General features: G+C 45.7%; 6 protein-coding genes. 3 read left to right on the forward strand and 3 right to left on the reverse strand.

Annotated elements, in window-relative coordinates:
* Positions 1 to 5: 5 nt before the first annotated feature.
* Entirely contained in the window at positions 6 to 773 is a 768-nt protein-coding gene (locus tag KVT36_RS08990) for an SDR family NAD(P)-dependent oxidoreductase (protein ID WP_217603157.1), read from the forward strand.
* Between the two features lie 103 nt (positions 774 to 876).
* Positions 877 to 1,770, forward strand: coding sequence for an AraC family transcriptional regulator (locus KVT36_RS08995; RefSeq protein ID WP_217603158.1), 894 nt, complete (start codon positions 877 to 879; stop codon positions 1,768 to 1,770).
* 34 nt (positions 1,771 to 1,804) lie between these two features.
* Here KVT36_RS08995 and KVT36_RS09000 read toward each other — a convergent pair whose 3' ends face one another.
* Both KVT36_RS09000 and KVT36_RS09005 read right to left on the reverse strand, forming a co-directional pair.
* The gene (locus KVT36_RS09000; RefSeq protein ID WP_217603159.1) at positions 1,805 to 2,347 is read right to left on the reverse strand and encodes a hypothetical protein; all 543 of its coding nucleotides are present in this window, start codon (positions 2,345 to 2,347) and stop codon (positions 1,805 to 1,807) included.
* Between the two features lie 246 nt (positions 2,348 to 2,593).
* Entirely contained in the window at positions 2,594 to 3,397 is an 804-nt protein-coding gene (locus tag KVT36_RS09005) for a DUF1080 domain-containing protein (protein WP_217603160.1), read from the reverse strand.
* A gap of 150 nt (positions 3,398 to 3,547) precedes the next feature.
* Here KVT36_RS09005 and KVT36_RS09010 point away from each other — a divergent pair, with 150 nt between their 5' ends.
* Complete coding sequence (locus KVT36_RS09010; protein ID WP_217603161.1) at positions 3,548 to 6,628, forward strand: sensor histidine kinase; 3,081 nt, start codon at positions 3,548 to 3,550, stop codon at positions 6,626 to 6,628.
* Here the strand turns inward: KVT36_RS09010 and KVT36_RS09015 are convergent.
* Positions 6,625 to 7,266, reverse strand: a complete 642-nt coding sequence (locus KVT36_RS09015) for a response regulator transcription factor (protein WP_217603162.1) — start codon at positions 7,264 to 7,266, stop codon at positions 6,625 to 6,627. The genes KVT36_RS09010 and KVT36_RS09015 overlap by 4 nt on opposite strands.
* Positions 7,267 to 7,618: the final 352 nt, after the last annotated feature.

Below are 7,618 nucleotides of genomic sequence, written 5' to 3' on the forward strand. Positions count from 1 at the left end.
TAATCATGAACACAAAGGATCAGCAATCAAAGATCGTCCTGGTAACCGGTGGCAGCCGGGGCATCGGGAAAAGCATTGCATTAAATGCCGCTAAGCGTAACTTGGGCGTAATTCTCACCTACAACAATAATCCGGAACAGGGGCAGGCTGTAGCAGATACCATCAACAGGAATGGCGGTAAAGCGGTTGCTTTACAAATGGATGCTGCCAAGATCAGCTCAATCGGCGATTTTGCCGGCCAGGTATTGCAGGCGCTTAAGAAAGAATGGAACCGGGATAACTTCGACTATCTTGTAAATAATGCAGGCATAGCCCAGCGTACGCTCATCAAAGACACCACAGAGGATGTCTTCGATCAGCTCGTAAACGTAAATTTAAAAGGAGTATTTTTTCTTACTCAAAAACTGATCCCTTTGATGGTGGATGGCGGTCAGGTTATTAATATCTCATCCGGACTTGCCCGCTTCGCTTTTCCCGGTGTGGCAGTGTATGGCTCGCTCAAAGCTGCGCTGGAAGGATTGACCAGGTATTTTGCCAAAGAATATGCGGAACGGAAGATCCGTTTCAACAGTGTGGCCCCCGGGGCAATTGATACTGAGTTTGGCGGAGGAAAAGGTGATGAAAGCCACCGTCAGCAAATTGCGGGTATGACTGCACTGGGCCGCCTCGGTGAAGCGGATGATGTGGGCGCTTTTGTTGCATCGCTGCTTTCAGAAGACAGCCGCTTTGTAAATGCCCAGCGGATTGAAGTAAGTGGCGGTATTGTTATCTGATCATTCATGGGGGCAGCAAAATGCCCCCCCCTGGATTGGCACCATGCTGTAGGTAAATGCCTGTTTTTCTGTAAATTTATTTGTACTAACTCAACTTCCTCCAATGGAATATATCGATATAGGATCGATTTCGGAGCTGCACGATTTCTTTCATTACGATAAGCCGCTGCACCCGCAGATAAGTGTGGTAGACCTGGCCAAAGTGGACCGCTCGCACAGGAAGGAAGGGGATGCATACCGCTTGAATTTATATTCCATTGCCTGCAAAAAAATAGAAGGCTCCTTTAAGTATGGACGCACTTCCTACGATTTTTCCGAAGGTTCATTGATGTTCACCGCACCACACCAGGTTTTATCGCCCGGAATTGAAAACAAGGTAGAAGGCTGGGCAATTTACATCCACCCTGATTTTCTGCACGCAAACAGCAGGGGGCAAAAGCTGACCGCTTATTCTTTTTTTGGTTATGATACCAACGAGTGCCTGCATATTTCAGATGCTGAAAAAAGTGTGCTGGAAGATTGCCTGCAGAATATCAGGCGGGAGATCTCGATGAACCTGGATACCCACTCGCACAATCTTATCCTTACGAATCTTGAATTGATGTTATCCTATTGCTCCAGGTTCTACGATCGTCAGTTCCTTACAAGAGTAAAGGCAGGTAATGACATTACAAAGAAATTTGACAGGATGCTGAACGATTATTTCGCGCAGGAAACACCCATTGAATCCGGGATCCCGGATGTAAAATATTTTGCCTCGCGCCTCAATCTCTCTGCAAATTATTTGTCTGATCTGTTAAGCAAATACACCGGTAAGTCAACGCAGGAGCATATTCACCTGAAATTGATAGACAAAGCCAAATCTTTGTTGTGGAGCACTCAAAGCTCCATCGCAGAAATAGCTTACGATCTGGGCTTTGAACATCCGTCTCACTTCACAAAATTATTCAAAACCAGGACAGGTTATTCACCGCGGGCATTCCGGAATTTGAATTAATGCCGGGGTATGGGAGCTTGCATCAGCTTTTCCATCAGTCCGTTCCACTTCTATTTGCCTCATACTTTGAAACATTAACAGGCTTATCCTTTGTTTGGTCACGTTTGCCTGCATAAGAGATCATTAGGGAAATAAATGAGCCCACGCTGAAGTTTATGAGGAGAGCATTAATACAAACCATAAAAAGCCAGCCTGCCGGACGATCCATGGACGTGTTGGAAGGCGCGTTTGTTAAGGCATCCGTTGAAGGTGTAGTGGAAAAAATATTAGGATGAAAACTAAGCATCAGAAGCGCTCCAAGAACAACTGACAGCAGGGTGCCCATCGCAGTAGCCAGATGGGCGGACCCGGACATTGCCACGGCCCTTTCTTTTTGATACGGCCGCTTTATAAGCTTCAGGTTATATAAAAGGATGGGAATAGCAAATGCTATATTTCCGATGTATAAAAGATAGGAGCTTTTATAATCACCGGCCTTTAAATGGTAAAATAGAAATACCAGGTAAAGAAGAGCAGCCATGCCGCCATATATAAGATAGTCTTTCAGATGTTGTTTGTTAATGAATGGGTTCTTCATCTTTTTTTTAATGTTCAGGGGAAATATTGTGCCAGCAGGCATCCCGCTGCAACATGGAATGCAGATGAAGTTCTTTACCCGGTTTTATGTTTCTTTTTTGTGAAAGACGTGTCTGTAAAGAAACACTTCTGTAGAGCGTTTACACGGCTCTGCTGTTACGTTCTTGCCATTGCCGGGAATACAGGCCGAATATCCTGTTGCTGTGCAGGCGGGTAGGTATTGTAATTTGAAATTGTAGCTGGTGCATTATTCCTTAGGAACAGTGCCTTCCAGGTTCAGGATCATAACATTCCTGAAATCGATCGGCTGCCCCTCGCTCTGCAAGGCAATATATCCTTTCGAGAGCAGCTTGCCGTCCTGCTTTTGCTTAGGGTCATACCGGTTCACCACCGGCCCGCCTATCTGCGGTTTGGAATACTGCAGCACTGTATCCCCGTTAATAATGTGCGTGATCAGCGAATCGCCTAAAACAATCAGCTCCACCTTTATCCATTCATCTTTATCATAGGTCTTTGAGCTGGAGTTGATGCAATGCCGGGTGTCCAGCTTGCCCTGGTACACGATATGTGTGCCGGGGGAGCACATATTGCCGGTGGGTCTGGGCTTTCCATCGCTCAGCCCTGCTAGGAACTGCATTTCAATAGAGATCGGCCAGTCCTGTTCTTTGGGCATGGTCCGCGGGTCCTGGGAATGATACATTACCCCGCTGTTAAGTTCCGTATAGGAAGGCGCTGTTTTACACCATTCACCCACAAAGCGGTATTCCAGTTTAAGATGGTAGTAAGAGAAAGGTGTTTTATAATAGAGGTGGCCAAACTGGTCATTGAAATTTCCGTATTGATCATAACGCACCTGGATCATGCTGTCCTGCACCCGGAAGGTATTGCCGAAGTTATCGCCCGTTTCATGGTGATGGATCTTCACGATCCAGTCATTAATATCCGTACCATTAAATAGCGGCATCCATTGTGGTCCCTGGGCCTGCGCGGCATGCTGAAAGATAACGGCCAGCAGCAAGGCCAGTGTGCGGGAAAGTTGTTTGTGGATCATAACGTAAAATATTAGTAAAAGGTTGCCATTCAACCAGCTGGTTATCAATATACAACTATTGTATCATTGACAATAATTTAGTCTTGTTTTATATTTAGGGTCATATGTTAGTCGTACCGGCAACATGATTGAAAATCCTATGACCCAGCAATGTCACGTTTAGCCAAGACTGTTAATCTAACCATATTTTTATTATTACTTTGTCATAACCCGGCCTTTGCCAGGCTGGATACCGTTCATTATAATCTACAGCATTTTACGGATGAGAACGGCCTTCCTCAGAATAGCGTAAAGTTTATTGCAGCGGACAAAGCCGGATATGTGTGGCTGGCAACCGAGAATGGACTGGTACGTTTAGAGAGCGGCCGTTATATCAGGAATTTTAATAAGAATGAGCTGGATATTTCTTCCAGCCGGATCAGCTTCCTCTATTCAGCTCCCGGTGATAATGAATTGTTTGCCCTCACAGAATTTCATCAGCTGATCGGTATCAGCTGCGGCAAAGCTACGGTGCAGCAAAATGTAGCAGCAAATGCAGACGCAGAGCTGATCTATAAAGAGGGGGCAGGCACTTACCCGGTTGTCGGGTTACCAAATCTATATGAGAAAAACATCCGGGCAGTCCGGTACCTGATCCCTGTAAAAAGAAATAGTTTTTTTCTAATCCATAAGGACAGTATTGTCTTTATAGGGGAGCATCAGCAGCAGTTTCGTATAGCCTTCCATTATACCAGCCCCTGGAGCTTTTTTTCAATGAATGGACAGTTATATTATTTAAATGCCTTGGGTGAAGCAATGGTGTTTAACGGGAGGGATATGAGAACGGTAGCGTTTACAGGCGATATTCTGCAGAACCACGGTTACAGGAGCCGCCGCCGTTATTTAAAGTTATACTGGAATTTTGCGGCAAAACAAACTTTCGTTTACCTGGATGAGCATTGTTATATGCTGCAACGCATGCCGGATGGCAGCTTACATACCAGGTTGGTGGTGGACGATTTTGATTTTGTATCAAACAGGATCATGTCTGTTTATTACGATGCAGCACATGAACGGGCTTTTCTTGGCAGCGTTACCAGGGGGCTGTATGTTTTTACCCGGCAGCCTTTTAATGTGCTGAGTAGTGAGCAGAACTCTGATGACGAAGTTTATTATGCCCAGGCGGAGCTTGAGGAAAACCAGGTATTAACGCCACAGGGCATGCTCTTTGATTCAGCCGGCCGCAGCTCCGTGTTTGGGCACATTAGCGCCCGGAGCTTCACCGATGGCCGGTACAGCATGGTTGTAGATAGTTCGGAAAATGTATGGTATAAGAATGAACAAACGCTGTATAAATTTAACAGCAAAGGACGGTTGCAGTGGCAGTGGGAGAGCCCTTCGCCCATTAACCAGCTATATATGGGAAAAGATGGCCGCCTTTGGATAGGTACCAAAACAGCGGGACTCTACCGTTTGGCCCCGGCAGCGCCGGAACAGGCGCCGGAGCTGGTGGCTGAACAGCTGGTAAATGCATCCTACCTGCAGCAGGAGACCGCAGATATGCTCTGGATGGGTAACAAAAGAGGCCTTTACCGCCTGCATATTTCCTCCCGCAGCATTGATACCATCAGAGAGCTTAATGGTAAACACATTCGCAGCTTAAACATTCCGCGCCCGGGTGAAGTTTGGATCACTACCTATGATGATGGTTTTTTTCTGTACCGGCAGAACCGCTTGCACCTGTTTCCGCTGGATCAGCATAAATATCTTCAAACAGTACATTGCCTGGTAGAAGATGATAAAGGATATTACTGGATCACTACCAATAAGGGACTTTTTCAGGCAGCGCGAAAAGATCTGCTGGCTTATGCTGATAAACAGCAGTCGTACGTCTATTACCTGTACTATGGGAAAGACAGGGGATTTAAAACAAATGAATTTAACGGTGGTTGTGAACCCTGTGGGGTGAAATGGAGTAACGGAAATATTTCCTTCCCATCCATGGATGGGTTGGTGTACTTTGCTCCCAACCGCATAAGCGCCGAACTGCCGGATAAGGAGCTGTATATTGAGGAAGCAGTGTTGAACGGTAAGCTGGTTCCTCTTAGTGATTCACTGGTATTGCCAAATACTTTTCAGCAGCTGAAATTAAGCGTAAGTACGCCTTATTTTGGAGATGCTGCCAACCTGCAGCTAACCTATGCACTGGTAGCAGCATCGCAAAAGGACAGCGCAGTATGGCTGCCCCTTGGCAATGACCATACCCTGTCATTTTCAACACTCCCTTCCGGTACTTACCAGCTGCGCATCCGGAAAATAAACGGCTTTGGTAAAAATAATTATACAGAGAAAGTATTACTGATCACGGTGCTGCCGGCCTATTATGAAACGGTTTGGTTCCATTTGCTGGTGGTGCTGGTGTTAGTAATAGCCTTTGCTGTTTATACCAGGTTACGCACGTATAAAATAAAGCAGCAGAACCGGGTGTTGGAAACCCGGGTAACCGAACGCACTGCAGAGCTGCAAACCATCCTGGCATCCCTGGCTGCTTCCGAGAAAAAGTTGCGCCGCCAGGCACGCACACAGGAGCGCTTAATGGCATCCATCACACATGACATTAAAACTCCTATGAAGTATCTGATGATGTTAGCCGGCAACATGTCGTGGAAAGACAAAGAGACGCTGGGCCCGGAAATGATGACAAGAAGCGCCAGGGCTATTTACGACACCTCTTACCGTATGTACTACCTGCTGGAAAATCTCATTCAGTATATAAGAACACATATCAAGAACGGAACTGCAGTACCTGAAGAAGTTGACCTGCATGAGCTGCTCGAAGAAAAAATAGACATCTTTCATAGTATTGCATTGTCCCGCTCTACCAGCATTGTGAATAACGTATCACCGGATCTGCAATTCCAGGCCGACTACCAGGTGCTGGGAGTAGTGCTTCATAATTTGCTGGACAACGCAGTGAAGAACACGGAGGACGGAGTGATCAGGCTCTCTGCGGTGAACGGTAATGGAAAAATATCTATTATAGTGGAAGATGCCGGAACCGGGCTGCCGCCGTCGTTACTGGACTGGATCAATGGCTACCATGGTTTAAACGGGAACGAAGCTTCACCTATGCATGGTGGTATAGGCTTACTGATCGTATTAGAGCTGCTGGAGCTGGTGAACGGAAAACTGATAGCAGAAAATAATCAGGTGAAAGGAGCTACTTTAAAAATAGAGCTGCCTGCAGCTTAGCCCATGTTCGGGTTATATAGTTTTACTTTTTCAATTAATTCAACAATATTCGCGGTCCCCATCTTTTCAAAGATCCTGGTCTTATAGGTACTTATTGTTGTTAGCTGCAGGTGTAATGTAGCTGCTATTTTGGCCATGCTGCTGCCTTTGATCAGCAGGTTCAATACTTCCCTTTCCCTGCCGGATAGCGAGTTCAGAGGGTTTTCAGCAGCAGGTCTGGGTTGTTGCAGCCGGGAGAGGAGCTGGTCTTTTACAGCAGCGCTGATATATTTCTCGTTATTCATTACCATCCGGAGGGCCGTTCTTATTTGCTCTTCAGAAGAATATTTTACCAGGTAACCATCTGCACCTGCCTGTATATAATTAAGTGCAAACAGCTGTTCCTCGTAGCCGGAGAACATCAGTATCTTAATATCAGGCTGCCTTAACCGTACCGCATCAATCATCTGCAGGTTGTTGCCACCAGGAATATTAATATCCAGTATTAACAGGTCAAAAGGTCTTGATTCCAGCTGTGTTATAGCCTGGTCCAGTGTTTCAGCCTCTATAACCTGCGCATTCAGGAACATGCTTTTTATGATCAGTAACACGCCCAGCCGGACTATGGTGTGGTCATCGGCAATGAGTACGGTTTTCATAGCAGGGGATGGTTAATGTATAAACAATCGGGTTCACAAGGGCTAAGTTATAATATATCTTTTTACCCCGGGCGCCTTTTCATGTAGAATAATTACTACACGCACTACGAATTACTACTATAGATGCCGGTAATTTATTTGTCTAATTTAGCAATGTGAGAATGTTTGGTGTGCTTTCTGATACTGTCGTATGAATGTATGTAGAATTTTTACTATACAAATAACCACAACTATATCCTATGGGAAACTTTACCCAGTCCCAACGCTCAAAAGATCCTTTATCTCTTTTATTGCTGTTGCTCACATACCCAATCGTAGTCTTATTGCCTAATGCCGGTTGTTACAGGTACAG

This window comes from Chitinophaga sp. GbtcB8, assembly GCF_019091455.1.
Lineage (GTDB): Bacteria > Bacteroidota > Bacteroidia > Chitinophagales > Chitinophagaceae > Chitinophaga.

Coding starts and splice junctions, on each gene's coding strand:
- KVT36_RS09005 (WP_217603160.1), bottom strand. CDS start 3,397: ATGATCCACAAACAACTTTCCCGCACACTGGCCTTGCTGCTGGCCGTT.
- KVT36_RS08995 (WP_217603158.1), top strand. CDS start 877: ATGGAATATATCGATATAGGATCGATTTCGGAGCTGCACGATTTCTTT.
- KVT36_RS09000 (WP_217603159.1), bottom strand. CDS start 2,347: ATGAAGAACCCATTCATTAACAAACAACATCTGAAAGACTATCTTATA.
- KVT36_RS08990 (WP_217603157.1), top strand. CDS start 6: ATGAACACAAAGGATCAGCAATCAAAGATCGTCCTGGTAACCGGTGGC.
- KVT36_RS09015 (WP_217603162.1), bottom strand. CDS start 7,266: ATGAAAACCGTACTCATTGCCGATGACCACACCATAGTCCGGCTGGGC.
- KVT36_RS09010 (WP_217603161.1), top strand. CDS start 3,548: ATGTCACGTTTAGCCAAGACTGTTAATCTAACCATATTTTTATTATTA.